Annotated in this window: 17 protein-coding genes and 3 tRNA genes; 18 read left to right on the top strand and 2 right to left on the bottom strand. The window is 71.5% G+C overall.

Annotated elements, in window-relative coordinates:
• The first annotated feature begins 506 nt into the window (after nucleotides 1-506).
• From dnaN to ABTZ03_RS27040, 12 genes are all read left to right on the top strand, one after another.
• Nucleotides 507-1,637 carry a DNA polymerase III subunit beta gene (gene dnaN, locus ABTZ03_RS27095; protein ID WP_350515684.1) on the top strand — a complete coding sequence of 377 codons (1,131 nt, stop codon included), beginning with the start codon at nucleotides 507-509 and terminating at the stop codon, nucleotides 1,635-1,637.
• A gap of 217 nt (nucleotides 1,638-1,854) precedes the next feature.
• Nucleotides 1,855-2,730 carry a phosphogluconate dehydrogenase (NAD(+)-dependent, decarboxylating) gene (gene gnd, locus ABTZ03_RS27090; protein ID WP_350515683.1) on the top strand — a complete coding sequence of 292 codons (876 nt, stop codon included), beginning with the start codon at nucleotides 1,855-1,857 and terminating at the stop codon, nucleotides 2,728-2,730.
• A gap of 37 nt (nucleotides 2,731-2,767) precedes the next feature.
• Nucleotides 2,768-3,901, top strand: coding sequence for a DNA replication/repair protein RecF (gene recF / locus ABTZ03_RS27085; RefSeq protein ID WP_350515682.1), 1,134 nt, complete (start codon nucleotides 2,768-2,770; stop codon nucleotides 3,899-3,901).
• A gap of 106 nt (nucleotides 3,902-4,007) precedes the next feature.
• Complete coding sequence (locus tag ABTZ03_RS27080; RefSeq protein ID WP_400928506.1) at nucleotides 4,008-4,553, top strand: DciA family protein; 546 nt, start codon at nucleotides 4,008-4,010, stop codon at nucleotides 4,551-4,553.
• Nucleotides 4,554-4,821: 268 nt separating this feature from the next.
• Nucleotides 4,822-6,837: a DNA topoisomerase (ATP-hydrolyzing) subunit B gene (gene gyrB / locus ABTZ03_RS27075; protein ID WP_350515680.1), complete on the top strand. Its 2,016-nt coding sequence runs from the start codon at nucleotides 4,822-4,824 to the stop codon at nucleotides 6,835-6,837.
• Between the two features lie 131 nt (nucleotides 6,838-6,968).
• Nucleotides 6,969-9,515 carry a DNA gyrase subunit A gene (gene gyrA / locus ABTZ03_RS27070; RefSeq protein ID WP_350515725.1) on the top strand — a complete coding sequence of 849 codons (2,547 nt, stop codon included), beginning with the start codon at nucleotides 6,969-6,971 and terminating at the stop codon, nucleotides 9,513-9,515.
• Nucleotides 9,516-9,735: 220 nt separating this feature from the next.
• On the top strand, nucleotides 9,736-10,407 hold the full coding sequence (locus ABTZ03_RS27065) for a DUF3566 domain-containing protein (RefSeq protein ID WP_350515679.1): 672 nt from the start codon (nucleotides 9,736-9,738) through the stop codon (nucleotides 10,405-10,407).
• 257 nt (nucleotides 10,408-10,664) lie between these two features.
• Nucleotides 10,665-12,038 (top strand): class I SAM-dependent methyltransferase, encoded by a 1,374-nt coding sequence (locus ABTZ03_RS27060; RefSeq protein ID WP_350515678.1) that lies wholly within the window; start codon nucleotides 10,665-10,667, stop codon nucleotides 12,036-12,038.
• Between the two features lie 16 nt (nucleotides 12,039-12,054).
• Nucleotides 12,055-12,131 (top strand) — tRNA-Ile (locus ABTZ03_RS27055).
• Between the two features lie 89 nt (nucleotides 12,132-12,220).
• A tRNA-Ile gene (locus ABTZ03_RS27050) sits at nucleotides 12,221-12,294 on the top strand.
• A gap of 301 nt (nucleotides 12,295-12,595) precedes the next feature.
• On the top strand, nucleotides 12,596-12,724 hold the full coding sequence (locus tag ABTZ03_RS27045; RefSeq protein ID WP_014137031.1) for a DLW-39 family protein: 129 nt from the start codon (nucleotides 12,596-12,598) through the stop codon (nucleotides 12,722-12,724).
• A gap of 167 nt (nucleotides 12,725-12,891) precedes the next feature.
• Nucleotides 12,892-12,964 (top strand) — tRNA-Ala (locus tag ABTZ03_RS27040).
• Nucleotides 12,965-13,030: 66 nt separating this feature from the next.
• Here ABTZ03_RS27040 and ABTZ03_RS27035 read toward each other — a convergent pair.
• A complete protein-coding gene (locus ABTZ03_RS27035; protein ID WP_350515677.1) occupies nucleotides 13,031-13,729 on the bottom strand; it encodes a DUF5324 family protein in 699 nt (232 codons plus the stop codon).
• A 184-nt stretch (nucleotides 13,730-13,913) separates the two neighbouring features.
• Here ABTZ03_RS27035 and ABTZ03_RS27030 point away from each other — a divergent pair, with 184 nt between their 5' ends.
• Nucleotides 13,914-14,834, top strand: a complete 921-nt coding sequence (locus ABTZ03_RS27030; RefSeq protein ID WP_350515676.1) for a rhomboid family intramembrane serine protease — start codon at nucleotides 13,914-13,916, stop codon at nucleotides 14,832-14,834.
• A 336-nt stretch (nucleotides 14,835-15,170) separates the two neighbouring features.
• Here the strand turns inward: ABTZ03_RS27030 and crgA are convergent, their stop codons facing one another.
• On the bottom strand, nucleotides 15,171-15,419 hold the full coding sequence (gene crgA, locus ABTZ03_RS27025; RefSeq protein WP_270145659.1) for a cell division protein CrgA: 249 nt from the start codon (nucleotides 15,417-15,419) through the stop codon (nucleotides 15,171-15,173).
• A 167-nt stretch (nucleotides 15,420-15,586) separates the two neighbouring features.
• Here crgA and ABTZ03_RS27020 point away from each other — a divergent pair, with 167 nt between their 5' ends.
• From ABTZ03_RS27020 to ABTZ03_RS27000, 5 genes are all read left to right on the top strand, one after another.
• Nucleotides 15,587-16,348, top strand: coding sequence for a DUF881 domain-containing protein (locus ABTZ03_RS27020; protein ID WP_350515675.1), 762 nt, complete (start codon nucleotides 15,587-15,589; stop codon nucleotides 16,346-16,348).
• A gap of 104 nt (nucleotides 16,349-16,452) precedes the next feature.
• Entirely contained in the window at nucleotides 16,453-16,632 is a 180-nt protein-coding gene (locus ABTZ03_RS27015) for a hypothetical protein (protein WP_350515674.1), read from the top strand.
• A gap of 54 nt (nucleotides 16,633-16,686) precedes the next feature.
• Nucleotides 16,687-17,349: an aminodeoxychorismate/anthranilate synthase component II gene (locus ABTZ03_RS27010; protein ID WP_350515673.1), complete on the top strand. Its 663-nt coding sequence runs from the start codon at nucleotides 16,687-16,689 to the stop codon at nucleotides 17,347-17,349.
• Nucleotides 17,350-17,354: 5 nt separating this feature from the next.
• The gene (locus ABTZ03_RS27005) at nucleotides 17,355-18,479 is read left to right on the top strand and encodes a class E sortase (RefSeq protein WP_350515672.1); all 1,125 of its coding nucleotides are present in this window, start codon (nucleotides 17,355-17,357) and stop codon (nucleotides 18,477-18,479) included.
• Nucleotides 18,480-18,517: 38 nt separating this feature from the next.
• Entirely contained in the window at nucleotides 18,518-19,306 is a 789-nt protein-coding gene (locus ABTZ03_RS27000) for a class E sortase (RefSeq protein WP_350515671.1), read from the top strand.
• Nucleotides 19,307-19,335 lie beyond the last annotated feature (29 nt).

Below are 19,335 nucleotides of genomic sequence, written 5' to 3'. Positions count from 1 at the left end.
CGACAACCTTGGGCGCCCGTTCATACCCTGGTGTGAAAGGCGTCACGTAAAGTTGACCGGCGCCCGTGGATAACCGGGCCCGGATCTGGGGACAGTCCTGGGGATAACCTGTGGATACCCAGCGTGCCCTGTGGGTAACGCTCGGCTGTCCACAGCGCGGCCCGTCCGTCCACAGCCGCCGTCCACACCCACTGTGGACAAAATTCGGGCGCTGACCTGCGGAAACGGGGTTATCCACGGTTTCCACAGGCCCTACTACTACCGCTACACAGATAGACCGTGAACCTGCTTTCAAAGTGGGTGGGCCCGAAATCTGTGGACAAGCGCTCCCCGACATCTGTTCGGCCTCGCTTCCGCCCGTCTGCCCCGTCTGTCGGCGGAGTACGTCAGACTGTCCTTTGCGACTGGAAGCGGAGTGCTAGCGCTCGGCGGACAGGCGGACCGACGATCAAGATCAGACGAACCAGAGTGCGAGCGGGAGCGCTCGAACCAGGAGGCGGTTACCGGTGAAGTTCCGGGTGGAGCGTGACGTCCTCGCGGAGGCGGTGGCCTGGGCTGCCCGCAGCCTCCCGGCACGGCCGCCGGTGCCGGTGCTGGCCGGCCTGCTGCTGACCGCGCAGGAGGGCAGCCTGGCGCTGTCCGGCTTCGACTACGAGGTCTCGGCCCGGGTCGAGCTGGAGGCGGACGTCGAGGAGGCCGGCACCGTCCTGGTCTCCGGTCGCCTGCTCAACGACATCTCGCGCAACCTTCCCAACAGGCCTGTGGAGATCTCCACCGACGGCCAGCGGGTCAGCGTGGTCTGCGGCAGCTCCCGGTTCACCCTCCCCACCCTCCCGGTGGACGAGTACCCGGCCCTGCCCCAGATGCCGACCGCCACCGGCACCGTCGCCGGCGACGTCTTCGCCTCCGCGGTCAGCCAGGCCGCCGTCGCGGCCGGCCGGGACGACACCCTGCCGGTGCTCACCGGTGTCCGGGTCGAGATCGAGGGCGACCGGATCACCCTGGCCGCCACCGACCGCTACCGCTTCGCCGTCCGCGACCTGCTGTGGAAGCCCGAGCAGTCGGACATCTCGGCGGTCGCCCTGGTGCCCGCCAAGACCCTCCAGGACATCGCCAAGTCCCTGGGCAGCGGCGACACCGTCTCCATCGCGCTCTCCTCGGGCGGCGCGGGCGAGGGCCTGATCGGTTTCGAGGGCGCCGGCCGTCGCACCACCACCCGGCTGCTGGAGGGCGAGTTCCCCAAGTTCCGCAGCCTGTTCCCGACCGAGTTCAGCGCGGTCGCCGCGATCCAGACCCAGCCCTTCCTGGAGGCGCTCAAGCGCGTCTCGCTGGTCGCCGAGCGCAACACCCCGGTCCGGCTCAACTTCGAGCAGGGCGTGCTGACCCTGGAGGCCGGCTCGGGCGACGACGCCCAGGCCACCGAGCGGATCGAGGCCGACCTGGAGGGCGACGACATCTCGATCGCCTTCAACCCGGGCTACCTGGAGGAGGGCCTCAAGGCCATCGACTCCCCCTTCGCCCAGCTGAGCTTCACCACCCCGACCAAGCCCGCCCTGCTCAGCGGCAAGGTCTCGGTGGACGCCGAGGAGGACAAGGCGTACCAGTACCTGATCATGCCGGTCCGCCTCTCCGGCTGACGGCTGACGGCTGACCGTCGGCTGCCGGCGCCCGGCCGCCGACGGTCCGGGGCCGCCGAGGTTTCCCACAGGCTGTGCACACCCGCTGTGCACAGCCTGTGGACGTCTCCCCCGGTCGGCCCCGACCGCAGGGAGCCCGGATTCCCCGAAAGCGTAGGCTCGGGGAGTGCGGCAACGGCGCCGCCGCCAGGCACGTCCCCACAGTAAGGATTTGGTCATGGAGCTCGGCCTCATCGGTCTCGGCAAGATGGGCGGCAACATGCGCGAGCGGATCCGCCGCGCCGGCCACACCGTCATCGGCTTCGACCGCAACCCGGAGATCTCCGACGTCGAGAGCCTGCAGGAGCTCGTCAGCAAGCTCCAGGGCCCGCGCGTGGTCTGGGTGATGGTTCCGGCCGGCGCCGCGACCCAGGCGACCGTCGACGAGCTCGCCGAGCTGCTCTCCCCCGGTGACGTGGTGGTCGACGGCGGCAACTCCCGCTGGACCGACGACATCAAGCACGCCGAGGCGCTGGCGGCCAAGGGCATCGGCTTCGTGGACTGCGGCGTCTCCGGCGGCGTCTGGGGCCTGGAGAACGGCTACGCGCTGATGTACGGCGGCAACGCCGAGCACGTCGCCGAGGTCCAGCCGGTCTTCGACGCGCTCAAGCCGGAGGGCGACTTCGGCTCGGTGCACGCGGGCGCGGTGGGCGCCGGCCACTTCGCCAAGATGGTCCACAACGGCATCGAGTACGCCATGATGCAGGCCTTCGCCGAGGGCTGGGAGCTGCTGGAGGCCGCCCCCGAGGTCACCGACGTGCGCGAGGTCTTCCGCAGCTGGCAGGAGGGCACCGTCATCCGCTCCTGGCTGCTGGACCTCGCCGTCCGCGCCCTGGACGACGACGAGCACCTGGACAAGCTGCGCGGCTGGGCCGCCGACTCCGGCGAGGGCCGCTGGACCGTCGAGGCCGCGATCGACCACGCCGTGCCGCTGCCGGCGATCACCGCCTCGCTGTTCGCCCGCTTCGCCTCCCGCCAGGACGACTCGCCGCAGATGAAGATGATCGCCGCGCTGCGCAACCAGTTCGGCGGCCACGCGGTCGAGTCCAAGTAGTCCCCTCACCACCAGAAGGCGAGCGCAGTCCACAGCCATGCACGTCGCGCACCTGTCGCTCGCCGACTTCCGGTCGTACGCCCGGGCCGAGGTTCCCCTCGACCCGGGCGTGACGGCCTTCGTGGGGCCCAACGGCCAGGGCAAGACCAACCTGGTCGAGGCGATCGGCTACGTCGCCACCCTGGGCAGCCACCGGGTCGCCACCGACGCCCCGCTGATCCGGCTGGGCACCGAGCGGGCGGTGATCCGCACCTCGGTGGTGGACCGCGGCCGGTCCACCCTGGTCGAGCTGGAGCTCACCGCGGGCAAGGCCAACCGGGCCCGGATCAACCGCTCCGACAACGTCCGCCCGCGGGACGTGCTGGGCCTGCTGCGCACCGTGCTGTTCGCCCCCGAGGACCTCAGCCTGGTCAAGGGCGATCCGGGCGAGCGCCGGCGCTTCCTGGACGAGCTGCTGACCGCCCGGGCCCCCCGGCTGGCCGGGGTCCGGCAGGACTACGAGCGGGTGCTCAAGCAGCGCAACGCCCTGCTGAAGACCGCCGCGATGGCCCGCCGGGCCGGCGGCGGCAAGGGCGCCGACCTGTCCACCCTGGAGGTCTGGGACGGTCATCTGGCCCGTGCCGGGGCCGAGTTGACGGCCTTCCGGATCCAACTGGTGTCGGCGCTGCAGCCCTTGGTGACGGCCGCGTACGGCCGGGTGGCCCCGGGCGGCGGCGAGACCACGCTGGAGTACCGCAGTTCCTTCGAGGGCGAGCTGCCGACCAGCCGGGAGCAGGCCGAGGAGCAGTTGCTGGAGGCGCTCCGGACGGTCCGCAAGCAGGAGGTCGACCGCGGGATCACCCTGGTCGGCCCGCACCGCGACGAGCTGGGGCTCAAGCTCGGGCCGCTGCCGGCCAAGGGCTACGCCAGCCACGGCGAGTCCTGGTCCTTCGCGCTCGCGCTGCGGCTGGCCTCGTACGAGCTGCTGCGCGCCGACGGCGGCGAGCCGGTGCTGATCCTGGACGACGTGTTCGCCGAGCTGGACGCCGCCCGGCGGGACCGGCTGGCCGAGCTGGTGGCCGACGGCGAGCAGGTGCTGGTGACCGCGGCGGTGGCCGAGGACGTGCCGAAGGCGCTGGCCGGCGCCCGGTTCGCGGTCGCCGACGGCGCCGTCCGCCGGATCGACGCCTGATCCACCCGCTCCCCCTACTCCCGGCACGGCAGGTGCCGACGTCCGGCGTGCCCGCGCTCCCGTAGGCTGGACGGCTCATCGGTTGTCCACAGGCTGGGGAAAGGAGATCGCCGTGAGCGATTCGGCGGAGACCTCCCCCGGTCCCGGAGCCGGCGAGCCGACCGGGGCCGACCTCGCGCGTTCCGCCCTGCGGGCGGCCCGGGCCCAGGCCCGCCAGCGCGGCGAGCAGGTCCAGCAGAAGCGCGAGGCGAAGCGGCACGGACTGCGCAGCGGCGCCCGTTCGGACGGCCGTGACCCGGTGCCGCTGGGCGCGGCGCTGAACCGGCTGCTGACCGAGCGCGGCTGGGAGTCCTCGGCCGCGGTCGGCGGGGTGATGGGGCGTTGGCCGCAGATCGTCGGCCCGGACATCTCCGCGCACTGCCACCCCTCCTCCTACGACGAGGCCGAGGCGGTGCTCACCGTGCAGTGCGACTCCACCGCCTGGGCCACTCAACTACGGTGGTTGGCACGCCAGTTGGTGGCGCGTCTGAACCACGAGCTGGGCCACGGCACGGTGCGGACCATCAAGGTGCTGGGCCCCGCCGCACCGGCCCGCGGCTACGGCCGGCTGCGCGCGCCGGGCAGCAAGGGCCCCGGCGACACCTGGGGCTGAGCCCGGCCGACGGCGGCCGGGCCGGGCCGGGATCGGACCACGATCTTCCGGAACCCCTGACGGCCCTTCCAGGCGCCTCGGGCCCCCCGGGCGAGTATCGGGACATGTCCCGAGGGGATTCAGGGCGGCATATCTGCCTTCAAGGGCTGCCAAACGCCCATCTCTGTCAGTCGTACCGGTAGACTGAAAGCCAAACACTGTTGCTAGTGGCAACCGAGTCGAAACGCTGTGGTCGCACGCCTGCCCGCACGGGGCGGGAATGCGGCCCGTGCTGTGCCAGAGAGGGCGCTTCGTGGCCGATTCCGGCAACCCCAGCCAGACCCCAGACCAGACCGACCAGGCTTCCTACACCGGTAGCAACATCCAGGTGCTGGAAGGCCTCGACGCCGTCCGCAAGCGCCCCGGCATGTACATCGGCTCCACCGGTGAGCGTGGCCTGCACCACCTGGTGCAGGAGGTCGTGGACAACTCCGTCGACGAGGCGATGGCCGGGTACGCCGACACCATCGACGTCACGATCATGGCCGACGGCGCGATCCGTTGCGTCGACAACGGCCGTGGCATCCCGGTCGACATCGTCCCGGGCCAGGACAAGCCCGCCGTCGAGGTCGTGCTCACCGTCCTGCACGCGGGCGGCAAGTTCGGCGGCGGCGGCTACGCCGTCTCCGGTGGTCTGCACGGCGTCGGCGTCTCGGTCGTGAACGCGCTCTCCACCCGGCTCGCGGTGGAGATCCACAAGGACGGCCACATCTGGACCCAGGACTACAAGATGGGCGCGCCGACCGCCGCCCTGGTCAAGGGTGCCGAGACCGACCGCACCGGCACCACGGTGACCTTCTGGGCCGACCCCGACATCTTCGAGACCACCGTCTACTCCTTCGAGACGCTGTCCCGGCGGTTCCAGGAGATGGCCTTCCTCAACAAGGGCCTCTCCATCTCGCTGACCGACGAGCGCCCCGAGCACGTGGACGAGGAGGGCAAGCCGCTCTCCGTCACGTACAAGTACGACGGCGGCATCGCCGACTTCGTCGCCCACCTCAACTCCCGCAAGGGCGAGGTCATCCACCCCTCGGTGATCGACTTCGAGGCGGAGGACAAGGACAAGGCGATCTCGGTGGAGATCGCGATGCAGTGGAACTCCTCCTACACCGAGGGGGTCTACAGCTTCGCCAACACCATCCACACCCACGGCGGCGGCACCCACGAGGAGGGCTTCCGCGCCGCGCTGACCGGCCTGGTCAACCGCTACGCGCGGGACAAGAAGCTGCTCCGCGAGAAGGACGACAACCTCTCCGGCGAGGACATCCGCGAGGGTCTGACCGCGATCATCTCGGTCAAGCTCGGCGAGCCGCAGTTCGAGGGCCAGACCAAGGACAAGCTCGGCAACACCGAGGCGAAGACCTTCGTCCAGAAGGTCGTCCACGAGCAGCTCAACGACTGGCTGGACCGCAACCCCAACGAGGCTTCGGACATCATCCGCAAGTCCATCCAGGCCGCCACCGCGCGCGTCGCCGCCCGCAAGGCCCGCGACCTCACCCGCCGCAAGGGCCTGCTGGAGTCCGCCTCGCTGCCGGGCAAGCTCTCGGACTGCCAGTCCAAGGACCCGTCCGAGTGCGAGATCTTCATCGTCGAGGGTGACTCCGCCGGCGGCTCGGCCAAGCAGGGCCGCGACCCGCGAACCCAGGCCATCCTGCCGATCCGCGGCAAGATCCTGAACGTCGAGAAGGCCCGGATCGACAAGGTGCTGCAGAACACCGAGGTCCAGGCGCTGATCTCGGCCTTCGGCTGCGGCATCCAGGAGGACTACGACGAGTCCAAGCTGCGCTACCACAAGATCGTCCTGATGGCCGACGCCGACGTCGACGGACAGCACATCCGCACCCTGCTGCTGACCCTGCTGTTCCGCTTCATGCGGCCGCTGGTCGAGTCCGGCTACGTCTACCTGGCCATGCCGCCGCTGTACAAGATCAAGTGGGGCAAGGACGACTTCGAGTACGCCTACTCGGACCGCGAGCGCGACGCGCTGATCACCGCCGGCGTGGCGGGCGGCCGCCGACTGCCCAAGGACGACGCGATCCAGCGCTTCAAGGGTCTCGGTGAGATGAACGCCGAGGAGCTCCGGGTCACCACCATGGACGCCGAGCACCGGCTGCTGCTCCAGGTCACCCTGGAGGACGCCGCCCGCGCCGACGAGCTGTTCTCCGTGCTGATGGGCGAGGACGTCGAGGCCCGCCGTTCCTTCATCCAGCGCAACGCCAAGGACGTCCGCTTCCTGGACGTGTGACGCCTGCGACCCAGGCCCCGCACGTACCAGTCCGCGTGAAAGGAAACTGACCACCAGTGGTCGACGACAACCGTCCCGAAGGCGACCAGCCCGAGACTCCCGAGGCCGCCGAGGCCACCGTCCAGACGACGATGCGGATCGAGCCGGTCGAGCTCGAGACCGAGATGCAGCGCTCGTACCTCGACTACGCGATGAGCGTGATCGTCAGCCGGGCGCTGCCCGAGGTCCGCGACGGCCTCAAGCCGGTGCACCGCCGGGTGCTCTACGCGATGTACGACGGCGGGTACCGCCCCGAGAAGGGCTACTACAAGTGCGCCCGCGTCGTCGGCGACGTGATGGGCAACTACCACCCGCACGGTGACACCTCGATCTACGACACCGTGGTCCGCCTGGCCCAGCCGTGGTCGCTGCGGATGCCGCTGGTGGACGGCAACGGCAACTTCGGCTCCCCGGGCAACGACCCGGCCGCGGCCATGCGCTACACCGAGTGCAAGCTGATGCCGCTGGCGATGGAGATGATGCGCGACATCGACGAGGAGACCGTCGACTTCGCGCCCAACTACGACGGCCGCTCGCAGGAGCCGACCGTCCTGCCCGCGCGCATCCCCAACCTGCTGGTCAACGGTGCCACCGGCATCGCGGTCGGCATGGCCACCAACATCCCGCCGCACAACCTCCGCGAGGTCGCCTCCGGCGCGCTCTGGTACCTGGAGAACCCCGAGGCCTCCGCCGAGGAGCTGCTGGAGGCCCTGATCGAGCGGATCAAGGGCCCCGACTTCCCCACCGGCGCGCTGATCGTCGGCCGCCGCGGCATCGACGACTACTACCGCACCGGCCGCGGCTCGGTCACCATGCGGGCCGTCGTCGAGGTCGAGGAGATCCAGGGCCGCCAGTGCCTGGTGATCACCGAGCTGCCGTACCAGGTCAACCCGGACAACCTCGCGCTGAAGATCGCCGACCTGGTCAAGGACGGCAAGATCGCCGGCATCGCCGACGTCCGGGACGAGTCCTCGTCCCGCACCGGCACCCGCCTGGTCGTCGTGCTCAAGCGCGACGCGGTGGCCAAGGTCGTGCTCAACAACCTGTACAAGCACACCGAGCTGCAGACCAACTTCGGCGCCAACATGCTGGCCCTGGTCGACGGCGTGCCGCGCACCCTGTCGCTGGACGCCTTCATCCGGCACTGGGTCAACCACCAGGTCGAGGTCATCGTCCGGCGCACCACCTTCCGGCTGCGCAAGGCCGAGGAGCGCGCCCACATCCTGCGCGCCCTGCTGAAGGCCCTGGACGTGATCGACGAGGTCATCGCGCTGATCCGGGCCTCGGCCAGCGCCGACGCCGCCCGCACCGGCCTGATGGGCCTGCTGGACATCGACGAGCTCCAGGCCAACGCGATCCTGGAGATGCAGCTGCGCCGGCTGGCCGCCCTGGAGCGCCAGCGGATCACCGACGAGCACGACGAGCTGCAGCGCAAGATCGACGAGTACAACGCGATCCTGGCCTCCCCGGTCCGCCAGCGCGAGATCATCTCCGAGGAGCTCGCCGCGATCGTCGAGAAGTACGGCGACGAGCGGCGCTCGACCCTCATCCCCTCGGACGGCGACCTCTCGATCGAGGACCTCATCGCCGAGGAGGACATCGTCGTCACGATCACCCGTGGCGGCTACGTCAAGCGGACCCGCTCCGACCTCTACCGCTCGCAGAAGCGCGGCGGCAAGGGCGTGCGCGGTGCCCAGCTCAAGCAGGACGACATCGTCGACCACTTCTTCGTGACGACGACCCACAACTGGATCCTGTTCTTCACCAACAAGGGCCGGGTCTACCGCGCCAAGGGCTACGAGCTGCCGGACGCCGGGCGCGACGCCCGCGGCCAGCACGTGGCCAACCTGCTGGCCTTCCAGCCGGAGGAGCACATCGCCCAGGTGATGGCCGTCCGCACCTACGAGGACAAGCCGTACCTGGTCCTCGCCACCCGGGCCGGCCTGGTGAAGAAGTCCCCGCTGAAGGACTACGACTCCCCGCGCTCCGGCGGCCTGATCGCGATCAACCTGCGCCAGGACGAGGAGGGCCGGGACGACGAGCTGATCGGCGCCGAGCTGGTCTCCGCCGAGGACGACCTGCTGCTGGTCTCCAAGAAGGCCCAGTCGATCCGCTTCACCGCGACCGACGACGCGCTGCGGCCCACCGGCCGTGCCACCTCCGGCGTCAAGGGCATGGCGTTCCGCGAGGACGACGAGATGCTCTCGATGAACGTCGTCCGCCCGGGGACGTACGTCTTCACCGCCACGGACGGCGGGTACGCCAAGCGAACCGGCGTCGACGAGTACCGTGTCCAGGGACGCGGCGGCTACGGCACCAAGGCGGCGAAGATCGTCGAGGGCCGGGGCTCGCTGGTCGGCGCCCTGGTGGTCGACGACACCGACGAGATCATGGCGATCACCCTCTCGGGTGGGGTGATCCGCACGAGGGTTTCCGAGGTTCGTGAAACCGGACGTGACACGATGGGCGTCCAACTGATCAACCTCGGTAAGCGCGACGCGGTCGTGGGCATGGCCCGCAACGCGGAGGCCGAGGACGAGGAGACGGCGGAGGACGAGGTCTCGGGCACCGAGTCCGCCGATTCCACCGAGCAGACCGAAGGTACGGGGACGGCGGTCGGCGGCGACGCCGAGGTCTGAACCGAACCGCAGACCGGTGCCGTCGCGTCCTGAGAAGGGACACGGCGGCACCGGGCGCACCAGTACCGGGCAAACCCGCCGGGCGCTGGATGACGAGTGACGGATCAGGGCGGCCCCGCCCTGGTGGGAAGTGCGGGAGGACCAGGTGAGTGGAGCCACGGGTGCTGCGGGAGGACCCTCCGGCGGCCGTCCGGGCGCGCAGGGCGGGGGTTCGTACGGCGTGCCGGGACAGCCGCCGACCGAGCACTCGGCCGCGTCCACCTCGCTGATGCCGCCGGTCGGCGGAGCGGGCCAGGCCGGTGCGACCTACGGGGGCCAGACCCCGCCCCCGGCCGGCAGCCCGGCCTCCGGCGCGGGCGGCTTCTCGCAGCCGACGACGTACACCAAGGGGCAGCCGACCCCGCCCCGGGGCACCCGGACCGGGGGCAACACCCCGGCCGGCGGCACCCCGGTGCCCGGTGCGGCGCGCCGCCCGGCCGGCGGGCCGGCCACCGTCACGGGCGGTCTCGGCCGGACCCGCAAGGCCCGGCTGCGGGTGACCAAGGTCGACCCGTGGTCGGTCATGAAGGTCAGCTTCCTGCTGTCGCTGGCCGTCGGGATCATCATCATCGTGGCCTCGGCCGTGCTGTGGATGACCCTGGACTCGCTCGGCGTCTTCGACTCGCTGACCAAGACGCTCAAGGACGTCACCGGCGGCGGCGCGGACAACGCCAGCAGCCAGCTCAACCTGATGGACTACATCGGCTTCGGCAAGGTCATGATGTTCACCACGCTGATCGCCGTGGTCGACGTCGTCCTGCTGACCGCGCTGTCCACGCTCTCCGCCTTCATCTACAACGCGGCGGCCGGCTTCACCGGCGGCGTCGAGCTGACCCTGGCCGAGGAGGACTGATCCCGGCCGGATCCTGACCCCCGGTCAGTTCGCCGTCCGCAGACGGAATGTACGGGCCCCGCAGGCTGTTGCAGCCTGCGGGGCCCGTCGCATTCGGGTGACACCGGCACCCCGCGGCGTGCCGCCCGGAATCGGGCCGTCCGCGGTGGGATTAGCTGGACGCCGCCCGCTCCCGCCCCCGGGAGCGCCACAGGCCGCCCCCGGTCGGCCGACCGGGTCGGGTGAGGTTCCGCAGGACGGCTGGACGGAGGCGCGCGGTGGCGAAGCTCGCAGGTCAACTGGTCGAGGCAGTGGACGGGCTGTTGGGTGTCCCGATCCCGTTGCGGGTGCAGGCCTGGGACGGCAGCGTCGCCGGGCCGCCCGGGGCGCCCACCGTGGTCCTGCGCAACCGTCGGGCCCTGCGCCGACTGCTCTGGCAGCCCGACGAGCTGGGCCTGGCCCGGGCCTACGTCGCGGGGGACCTGGACCTCGCCCCCGGCACCGACCTGTACGAGACGCTCAACGCGGTCGCCCAGTTCGCCGAGCTCCCGGAGATCCGCACCATGGCCCTCGGGCCGCGCGACGCCCTCGGCGCCAAGGGCCGCCGGGCGCTCGCCGCCGTGCTGCGGGCCGGGGCGCTCGGCCCGCAGCCCACCCCGCCGCCGGAGGAGGTCCGCCGGGCCCCGGGGCGGCTGCACAGCCGCGGCCGGGACCGCGCGGCGATCAGTCACCACTACGACGTCGGGAACGACTTCTACGGCCTCGTGCTGGGCCCGTCGATGGTCTACTCGTGCGCCTACTGGACCCCCGAGGCGAAGAGCCTGGAGGCCGCCCAGGAGGCCAAGCTCGACCTGATCTGCCGCAAGCTCGGCCTGCGGCCCGGGATGCGGCTGCTGGACGTCGGCTGCGGCTGGGGCTCGCTGCTGCTGCACGCCGCGAAGCACTACGGCGTCACCGCGGTCGGCGTGTCGATCTCCGAGGAGCAGGTCGCGCTGGCCCGGCGGCGGGTCGAGGAGGCCGGTCTGGCCGACCGGGTGGAGGTCCGGCTCCAGGACTACCGGGAGATCACCGACGGCCCCTTCGACGCGATCTCCAGCGTGGGCATGGCCGAGCACGTCGGCGAGGTGCAGTACCGGGTCTACGCCGAGGGCCTGTACGGGCTGCTGGCGCCCGGCGGCCGGCTGCTCAACCACCAGATCGCCCGCCGCCCCGACCACCCGGGTGAAGCGCACCGCACCAGCCCCTTCATCGACCGCTACGTCTTCCCTGACGGCGAGCTCTCCCCGGTCGGCTCCACCATGGCCCGGTTGGAGGAGGCGGGCTTCGAGGTCCGGGACGTCGAGGCGCTGCGCGAGCACTACGGGCTGACCCTGCGGGAGTGGGTGGCCAACCTGGAGGCGCACTGGACGGAGGCGGTCCGGCTGGTCGGCCTCGGCCGCGCCCGGGTCTGGCGGCTGTACATGGCCGCCTGCGCGCTCGCCTTCGAGCAGAACCGGATCGGGGTCAACCAGATCCTCGCCGTCCGCAGCACCGAGGAGGGCGGCTCGGGCCTGCCGCCGACCCGCGAGGAGTGGCTGGTGCGCCCGGCCGTCGAGGTCACCGCCGCGACCCCGGCCGGAACGGATTTGGGGGATCGGCGCTCGGTCCGCTAATCTTTCAGTGCGGCAAGGGCCTATAGCTCAGACGGTTAGAGCGCTTCCCTGATAAGGAAGAGGCCACAGGTTCAAGTCCTGTTAGGCCCACCACCGCGAAGGGCCCGGAGTGATCCACTCCGGGCCCTTCGGCGTTGTTTTCGCAGATCGGGCGGCTTCCGGTACGCTCTGCTGTGCAGCGAGGGCCTATAGCTCAGACGGTTAGAGCGCTTCCCTGATAAGGAAGAGGCCACAGGTTCAAGTCCTGTTAGGCCCACCGCCCCGAAGGGCCCGGAGTGATCCACTCCGGGCCCTTCGGCGTTCCCGGGCAGAGCCGACCGCGTGCGGACGATCCGTATGGCAGGAGGTGCGGCGTCAATCCTCGGCCCGGACCGCCGGGTTGACGGCGCCGGTGGCTGGTCACGATTGGGACACCGGTGTGTATCATCGGCCGCAAGGGCAGTCTGGCACCCGGCAGCCCGTTCGCGCTCGAAACACATCTGGACTCGTCGGCCCGGTCCGTCCGGCCGGAGCACCGGCTCTTGAGTCCGCCAACGCAAGAAGGACGAGGTCCCGCGGTGAAGAAGCTCCTCCTGGTCGCCCTGGTCGCCCTCGGCGGCTTCTTTGTCTACCGTCAGGTCCAGGCGGACCGCGCCGAGCAGGACCTGTGGACCGAGGCCACCGACCCGGTTCCGGCCGGTCGCTGACCCCGGACGATCCGACGATCGACGGTTTCGGGAGGCGCTGATCAGCGTCTCCCGGACCGGTCGGCCCGCTCACCCGATCGGACCGGCAGGTTGCTCGCGGGGACGGCGGTCGGAACGACGCCGGAACCCGGTACGCTAGTGCCCGTCGGCACGCGCCGTGCCGTCGAGGGGCATTAGCTCAGTTGGTAGAGCGCTGCCTTTGCAAGGCAGATGTCAGGAGTTCGAGTCTCCTATGCTCCACAGCGCCTGAACGGCGGTCGACCCGGAAACGGGGCGACCGCCGTTCGGCGTTTCCGGGCCCGCCGGTCAGGACTGCGGGCCGTCGTCCCCGGTGGGCTCCGCGTCCTGCGGACCGGTGCCGTTCACCGGGGCGGTGGCGGCGGTCGCGCCGGCCGGCCGCTCCGGCTGCGGGGCCGGGGGCTCGACCAGCCACTCCGGGTTGCTGTGCCGGCGCCACCACTGCCAGGCGACCAGGCCGCCGCCGATCGCCAGCACGCCGGCCACCGCGAGGCCGGCCGTCCAGCCGCCGCACCGCTGCCGTCGCCCGGCGTTCCGGGCGGCGAGTTCGCTGATCTCGGCCGAGCTGACGTGGCCCTGGAGGGCGGTCAGCGCGGCGGCGCCGCGGGAGTGGGCCTCGTGCGCGACCGGGGAGACCGCGGCCCGGGCATCCTCGACGGCCTGGGCGACCCTGGGGGCGACCGTGCAGCGGGCCTGGTCGGCGGCGCGGGCGGCGGACAGGCGGGCCGCCAGGGCGGCCTCCTGGGCCCGGTGGAAGGCCCTCAGGGCGTTCTGCTGGGCCTCGGGCGACAGGCCGGCGAAGGCCTGGCCGAACTGCGGGGCGAGGTGCTTGTCGTAGTGGACACGGAGGTGGTGGGCGGCCTGGGTGGCCTTGGGGCCGAGGGCGTCCAGGGCGGGCCCGAGGCGCTGCTTGGCGCCGTCCGCGAACTGTGCGGCGGTGTCCCGGGTCCTGGTGGCGGTGTCACGGGCCGAGTCCGAAAAGCTCACGAGTCTCTCCTCCTGGGTGGCGTCCTTTATGCACATATCCACCTGAATGCTGATCATGCATCCGGATTTGTTCTCCGGCACGCCGGGTGGGCCGTACGCGGGCTCCTGCGGGAGCGGGGCGTCGGAACGGGGGCGCAGTAGGCTGGCGGCTCCGGTGGTCGGGTAGGGGAAGGGGAACGCGCTGATGCTCCCGGACGAGCCGCGGCAGTCGACGGAGCCGTCCCACGGGGGCGGGCTGCCCGATTGTCACCGACACCCCGGGACGGCCACGGGGATCTCCTGCACCCGCTGCGAGCGGCCGATCTGCCCCCAGTGCATGGTGGCGGCCTCGGTGGGCTTCCAGTGCCCCGAGTGCGTCGGTCAGGGGCACGCCGGGGCGCGGCGGGCGACCACCCGGTTCGGCGGGGTGCCGACCGGGGACGGCGGACTGGTCACCCGGGTGCTGATCGGGATCAACCTGGTGGTCTGGGTCCTGGCCGCCTATGTGCTCACCCCGCGACTGGGCGAGGTCTGGTCGCTGGCCAGCGCCGGGCGGGACCGCCTCGGCGGCCCGTACGGGGTCGCCGACGGCCCCGGGCAGTGGTACCGGCTGCTGACCGCGACCTTCCTGCACCTGGAGTGGTGGCACGTCGGGATGAACATGGTGGCGCTGCTGTTCCTCGGCCCGCCGTTGGAGCAGGCGCTCGGCCGGCTGCGGTTCCTGGCCCTCTACCTGCTGGCCGGGCTGGGCGGCAGCACCCTGACCTTCCTGGTGGCCGGCGACTGGGTGGTCTCGCTCGGTGCGTCCGGGGCGATCTTCGGTCTGATCGGCGCCACGGTCGTGCTGCAGCTGCGGAACCGGGGCCCGCTCGGCCCGGTGCTGGCCCTGCTGGTCTTCAACCTGGTGATCACCTTCTCGGGGGCGCGGGGCGGTCCGGGGGGTGCCGGGCCCAGCATCGACTGGCGGGCGCACCTCGGTGGCCTGGTGATCGGCGCCCTGACGGCTTTCGGCCTGATGTACGCCCCGCGTGAGCGCCGCGGCCTGGTCCAGGGGCTGACGGTGGCGGCGGTCCTGGTGCTGGAGGCGGCGGTGCTGCTGACCGGGATGGCCCTCTACGGCGCGTGACGGCCCGGACGTTTGTCCACAGCGGGTGCGGGGTTGTGCACAGGCTGTGCGCCGACCGGTCTGTGGACTGTTGTTCTACGCGTGTCCTGCTGTGCGGTTTCCGCGTTTCCGGAAGGTTGTGCACAGCTGTGGACGACTCGCGCCGGGAAAGTTATCCACAGGCGGTGGGGACTTTTCCCCAGTGTGGATAACCATGTGGATAAGCCTGACGGTGTGATGGTGGGGATAACCGACCGCATCGCCGACCGGCTCCGGGCATGCCTGACCGCCGCTCCGGGGCCCGCGATCCGAAGCGGCGGAAAAGGCTCGAATTCGAACCTCAGGACGCGCGGGGCGTCACTTCCACTGGGTGGAGACGCCGAACCCGGCCGCGATGAAGCCGAAGCCGACCAGGATGTTCCAGTTCCGCCAGCTCTCGACCGGGTAGCTGCCGCTGGTCACGTAATAGGTGACGATCCAGACCAGGCCGATCAGGAACAGTGCCAGCATCAGCGGTGCGACCCAACCGCGGCCCGAACTGATCTTCACCGCGGCCGTCGTGGGCGGGGTGTAGTCGGACTTCTTGCGGAGTCGAGACTTCGGCACGAGGAGCTCTCCTGTCGATGCGCTGTGAGACCGCGCAGAGGTGCAGCGGGCGAGACGCCGACGGTCGGACGTGGAGAGGGCCCTGGGACCGCTCCCCGACCTGCCACCGGCGTCCGTTAGCGTAGTGGCTCGGCGGGTCTCAAGGAGATAAGGGTACGGTGACTAATTTGTCGATTCCCCCCGAGAAGGCCGTCACCCCCCGTTCCGGCATCCGAATTGTCGGACGTGTCCTGACCTGTGCCGTGTTCGCGCTCGCCGGACTGCTCTTCTACATCAGCGCGCAGACCGCCCGGGGCACCGACCTGCGGACCGACAACTCGCTGCTCAGCCTGGGCGACGTGATCCGCCAGCGCAGCTCGCAGAACCAGCAGTCGCAGGCCCAGCTGGCCGACCTCCAGGCCCGGGCGCAGGAGCTCACCGAACAGCAGGGCCACGACCCCGCCGACGCGGCCCGACTGGACGGCCTGCGGCTCGGCGCGGCGCTGGAGCCGCTGCAGGGCGGCGGACTGACCGTGACCCTCAACGACGCCCCGCCGAACGCCACCGCCCGCATCCCCGGGGTCCCCGAGCCCGGCGTCAACGACCTGGTCATCCACCAGCAGGACATCCAGGCCGTGGTCAACGCGCTGTGGCGGGGCGGCGCTGCGGGCGTGCAGGTGATGGACCAGCGGCTGATCTCCACCAGCGCCGTGCGCTGCGTCGGCAACACCCTGCTGCTCCAGGGCCGGGTCTACTCCCCGCCGTACGTGGTCAAGGCGGTGGGGAGGACCGACGCCCTGCGCTCGGCCGTCGACGCCGACCCGACCATCCGCAACTACCTGCAGTACGTCCAGGCGTACGGCCTGGGCTGGAAGGTCCAGGAGAGCGGCGACCTGACGCTGCCCGGATACTCCGGCACCACCGAACTGCGCTCGGCGGGCGGACAGTAGCGGACGGGCGGACGTGACAGCGGTGACAGCAGTGCCGGACCGGCCTCGCGGCCGTTGATCCCGGGTCTACTCTTGTCCCCAGTCCGCTAGCTAGAGGGAGCACCATGTACGGCTGGATCTGGCGCCACCTGCCGGGGAACACCCTGGTGCGGGCCGTCGTCTCGCTGCTCCTGATCCTGGGGATCGTCTACCTCCTCTTCACCTACGTCTTCCCGTGGGCGGAACCGCTGCTCCCCTTCGGCGACGTCACAGTGGACGGCGGCGACGGAGCCGCGGCCGGCTGACCCGGCGGGCCCGGAACACCCCCCAGCACCGCATCCCACGGAGACCACGCGCGCATGACCACCCAGTCGACCCCGCCCCGCATCCTGGTCGTGGACAACTACGACAGCTTCGTCTTCAACCTGGTCCAGTACCTGTACCAGCTCGGCGCCACCTGCGAGGTGGTGCGCAACGACGAGGTGACCGTCGAACACGCCGTCCGCCGTGCGGGGGAGGAGGGCTTCGACGGGGTGCTGCTCTCCCCCGGGCCCGGATCGCCCGAGGAGGCCGGGGTCTGCATCGCGATGGTGCACCACTGCGCGGGGATCGGGCTGCCGGTGTTCGGCGTCTGCCTGGGCCTGCAGTCGATCGCGGTCGCGTACGGCGCGGTGGTCGGCCGGGCGCCGGAGCTGCTGCACGGCAAGACCTCGCCGGTCGAGCACGAGGACGGCGGGGTGTTCGAGGGCCTGCCCTCGCCGCTGACCGCGACCCGCTACCACTCGCTGGCCGTCGACCCGGCCACCGTGCCGGACGAACTGGTGGTCACCGCCCGGACCGGAAGCGGCGTGATCATGGGCCTGCGGCACCGTGAACTCCTGGTCGAGGGAGTGCAGTTCCACCCCGAGTCGGTGCTGACCGAGGGCGGGCACCGGATGCTCGCCAACTGGCTGGCGGAGTGCGGCTTCCCGCAGGCCGTGGACCGGTCGGCCGGGCTCGCCCCGGTGATCGGCCGGGGCTGAGCGGCGTGACCGCGGTACGCCCGGAGGGGCGGTACCAGCCCGAGGCCGGGCCGTACGGAGGTCCGCAGCAGTACCAGGGCACCGAGTACGGCGGGCCGCACGGCGCCCCGCAGACCCCGCAGTACGGTGCCCCGCAGCACGGCGGGGCGTACCCGCCGGAGCAGCCGGCCCGGGTCGGGGCCGAGGACGCCTGGGGCGTGTACGAGCAGGCCGAGCAGCCCGTCCTGGACGGGCCCGAGTACCCCTGGCTGCCCGACCAGACCCTCCAGCTGCGGCTGCCCCTCGACGGCGGCGGCGAGCCGGACGTCGAGGCCGCCCCGCCCACCGGCGGCCGGGCCGAGCGCCGCCGGGCCGCCCAGGGCCGGACCTCGGTCCGGGCGGGCGGCGGACGGCGCCGGGCGAAGGGCCGGGGAGCGGCGGGGGCCCGCCCCAAGGAGTCCGCGGTCGTGGTGGCCGCCCGGTGCGTCGGGGAGCTGTGCATCACCCTCGGCGTGGTGATGCTGCTGTTCGTCGCGTACCAGCTCTGGTGGACCAACGTGCAGGCCGACGCGGCCGCCAGCAGCGCCCGGGACCAGCTGGAGCAGCAGTGGGACGCCCAGCCGCCGCCCGGCCCGGGCCAGCCCGCCACGGACCCGAACAAGCCGGAGGCGTTCGCGCCCGGCAAGGGCTTCGCCATCATCTACCTGCCCAAGCTGGGGCTGAAGTTCCCGATCGCCGAGGGCACCGACAAGGCGGCGGTGCTCGACAAGGGCCTGGTCGGCCACTACCCCGGCACCGCGATGCCCGGCGACCAGGCGGGCAACTTCGCGCTGGCCGCGCACCGCAACACCCACGGCGAGCCGTTCCGGTACATCAACCAGCTCGGCAAGGGCGACAAGGTCGTGGTCGAGACCGCCGCCGGCTACTACACCTACGAGATCACCGGGGGCATCCCGCAGACCCCGCCCAGCAACGTGAGCGTCATCAAGCCGGTGCCGAACGGCTCCGGGTACGCCGGTCCCGGCCGGTACATCACGCTGACCACGTGCACCCCGGAGTTCACCTCCAAGTACCGCCTCATCCTCTTTGGCAAGATGATCGAGGACCGGCCGCGCAGCCAGGGCAAGCCGGCCGCGATCACGGGCGGGTAGCAGCCCGCGGGCCCGGTTACGGAGGGGGAGCACCGCAGATGCAGGACGACGGGGCCGTGCAGGCGGCCGAGCCGGGCCAGGAGGCCTTCCCCCCGCCCGGACGGGGGGCGCGGAAGGGCCGCAGCCGGGCGCTGGCCGTGCTCGGCGTGTTCGGCGAACTGCTGATCACCCTGGGCCTGGTGCTGGGCCTGTTCGTGGCCTACTCGCTGTGGTGGACCAATGTGCAGGCGGACCGCTCCGCGGCGGCCGCCGGGGACAAGCTGCGCAACTCCTGGTCGGCGGGCCCGACCGCCGGTCCGACGCCCCCCGGTGGCGCGGGGGCGACCGCAGCCCCGCCCGCGATCGGGGACGACGTGGGCTTCCTGCACGTCCCGGCGATGGGCCGGGACTTCCAGGTGCTGATCCGGATGGGCACCTCCACCGAGGTCCTGGACGAGGGCGTGGCGGGCGTCTACGAGCAGCCCTACAAGGCCGCGATGCCCTGGGACGAGACGGGCAACTTCGCGCTGGCCGCCCACCGGGACGGCCACGGCGCCAAGTTCCACGACCTGGACGCCGTCCACAAGGGCGACGCGGTCGTGGTCGAGACCAAGGACAAGTGGTACGTCTACAAGGTCGACAACACCCTGCCGGAGACGTCCAAGTACGACACCGGCATCGTCGCTCCCGTTCCGGTGAGCTCCGGCTACACCGCCCCCGGCCGCTACATCACGCTGACCACCTGCACGCCGGTGTACACCTCGCGGTACCGGATGGCGGTCTGGGGGAGCCTGGTGCGGGTGGACGCCATGGACGCCCGGCGGACCCCGCCGCCGGAGCTGCGCTGACCCGAACGGGCCGGAAACGGCCCGAGGGC

This window comes from Kitasatospora sp. NPDC096077, assembly GCF_040303245.1.
In the GTDB taxonomy this organism is placed as follows: Bacteria; Actinomycetota; Actinomycetes; order Streptomycetales; family Streptomycetaceae; genus Kitasatospora.
Note: the sequence above shows the minus strand (reverse complement) of the source record. Positions and strands in the feature narration are given on the sequence as shown.

Bases quoted from the DNA above. Each gene is read 5' to 3' on its own strand.
- gnd (WP_350515683.1), top strand. From the start codon at position 1,855: ATGGAGCTCGGCCTCATCGGTCTCGGCAAGATGGGCGGCAACATGCGC.
- recF (WP_350515682.1), top strand. From the start codon at position 2,768: ATGCACGTCGCGCACCTGTCGCTCGCCGACTTCCGGTCGTACGCCCGG.
- gyrA (WP_350515725.1), top strand. From the start codon at position 6,969: ATGCGGATCGAGCCGGTCGAGCTCGAGACCGAGATGCAGCGCTCGTAC.
- ABTZ03_RS27030 (WP_350515676.1), top strand. From the start codon at position 13,914: ATGCTCCCGGACGAGCCGCGGCAGTCGACGGAGCCGTCCCACGGGGGC.
- ABTZ03_RS27015 (WP_350515674.1), top strand. From the start codon at position 16,453: ATGTACGGCTGGATCTGGCGCCACCTGCCGGGGAACACCCTGGTGCGG.
- ABTZ03_RS27010 (WP_350515673.1), top strand. From the start codon at position 16,687: ATGACCACCCAGTCGACCCCGCCCCGCATCCTGGTCGTGGACAACTAC.
- ABTZ03_RS27000 (WP_350515671.1), top strand. From the start codon at position 18,518: ATGCAGGACGACGGGGCCGTGCAGGCGGCCGAGCCGGGCCAGGAGGCC.